This is a genomic window from Streptomyces sp. NPDC006365, assembly GCF_042870755.1.
Classification (GTDB): Bacteria; Actinomycetota; Actinomycetes; order Streptomycetales; family Streptomycetaceae; genus Streptomyces; species Streptomyces xiangluensis.
Genome location: NZ_JBIAHS010000046.1, coordinates 1 through 1,859, shown reverse-complemented (window position 1 = coordinate 1,859; position 1,859 = coordinate 1). Strand labels below are relative to the sequence as shown.

2 protein-coding genes are annotated in these 1,859 nt (G+C 56.5%); both read left to right on the top strand.

The annotated features are described in order from the left end of the window. The first annotated feature begins 207 nt into the window (after positions 1-207). Positions 208-834 carry a hypothetical protein gene (locus tag ACFYO0_RS46405; RefSeq protein WP_388688504.1) on the top strand — a complete coding sequence of 209 codons (627 nt, stop codon included), beginning with the start codon at positions 208-210 and terminating at the stop codon, positions 832-834. Between the two features lie 54 nt (positions 835-888). Further along, positions 889-1,859 (top strand): hypothetical protein (locus tag ACFYO0_RS46400; RefSeq protein ID WP_388688501.1); only part of this gene is annotated, 971 nt, incomplete at its 3' end.

Here is a 1,859-nt window from a genome sequence, read left to right as displayed (position 1 = left end):
TACCGGCGGGCTACCGCCTTTGCGCTCTGTAGGGCTTTGTCAACGCGGTAACAGTGGCCCTGTGTTGAGCTTGCCCGGGCCGACACACCTGGCAACGCGTCATCGGATGCCTGGTACTGCCGGGCAGCCTCGGACGGCGCATTGGAGGACGGGGCAATCGCCTCAAATCCAGTGCGCTCAACCGCCACCGTCCAGCACACTGCGACCATGGACGCCTCTGATGAGATAGCTGATCCTCCTCCCTGGCCAAGCAACGATGCCGATCTACTCCGTGAGGAAGGTGACTGGTGGACCGTCGCCTGCCTGGACTGGCCGCGCGATCGATGGCTTGGGTACATCAATGGGTACTGGAAAGCAGCTGGGGCTATCTGTGACCAGATCATCAGCAGTGGCCGTGATCAGGATCAACTGGTGTACCCCTTTGTCATGTGCTGGCGGCACTACGTGGAGCTGCACCTGAAGACATTGATCGAGTTGGCGCGCTCTTACCTCGATGAACCACACGTCCCCCTTAGGACACACAGAATCGATCTCTTGTGGCAAGCAGCTCGCCCCCTCTTGGAAAGATCCTTTCCAGGGGATGATGACTCCACCCTGGATGACGTCGACCGGGTGTTGTCGCAGCTCCATTCCCTGGATCCCACCTCGGAGCAATTCCGATACCCTGTCAGAAACGACGGCTCTGCGACGCTCGACGGGATAGCGCGAATCCACGTACGTAATTTTCACAACGTAATGCTGGGCATCGCGAATCTGCTGGATGGGGCGGATACCGGCATCCGCGAGATGATCGACACCAAGAACGAGATCGCTGAGTACTATCGCGATTGGTGAGGCTTGACAAGGGTCGAAGAGAATCGATATCTGCGTGCCCAGCAAGGGGGAGACATGAAGTTCAGGCGGCGCACTCTCGCACAAATTGCTGACATGATCTGCGGCAACTTCCCGGACGAAGAGAGCTTCTTCGAGTACCGGTCGAGCAGCTATCTGACTGAGTTTTTCGCAGACATCGACACCGAGTACCGACACGACGGGTCCACTCGGCAATGGTGGGTTGTAGACGTACTCACCGACATTCTCTCGGGCCCTCAGTCGTCTCCAAACATCCCTCCAGAAGTATTTTGCCGGATGATCGAACTTCTCATGGATCCGGCTGATGCTAAGAACGAAGGGGAAGGTCGGCCAGGGGCACTGTCCCTTCTGAATGCTTCCCTGAAACATGAAGGGTTCGAGGCTTTCTACGCGGAAGATGGAAGATGCTACGTCCGTCACATTCCGACTAACACTGTCTCTGCTCCTGGGCCCAACCCGCACAGACCCTTCACCGCGAGCGAACTAAAGCGACGGGAACAGTTGGTCTCCTTCCTTGACGCGGCTTCTGAGGACGATCTAACAGAGCAGGTGCTTCTGCCTCTATTCCGGCAACTTGGCTTTGAGCGGATTACTGCTGCCGGCCATAAGGACAAGGCGCTGGAATATGGGAAGGATGTGTGGATGAAATACACTCTCCCCACTACCCACGTCCTATACTTTGGCCTCCAGGTGAAAAGAGGGAAGCTAGATGCCTCCGGCGCTAGTCGAGGAAGTAACGCGAATGTCGCAGAGATTCACAATCAGGCACTCATGATGCTCGGGCACGAGATATTCGACCCCGAGATCGCGAAACGCGTTCTTGTTGACCACGCCATAATTGTGGCTGGCGGAGAGATTACGAAGGCTGCTAGGGCCTGGATAGGGAACGCTTTGGACGCCTCAAAACGCAGCCAAATCTTGTTCATGGACCGTGATGATGTGTTGAATCTCTTCGTCGTCACCAACCTACCTATGCCGGAGCCCTCTTGGCTGACTGATCCACCTCT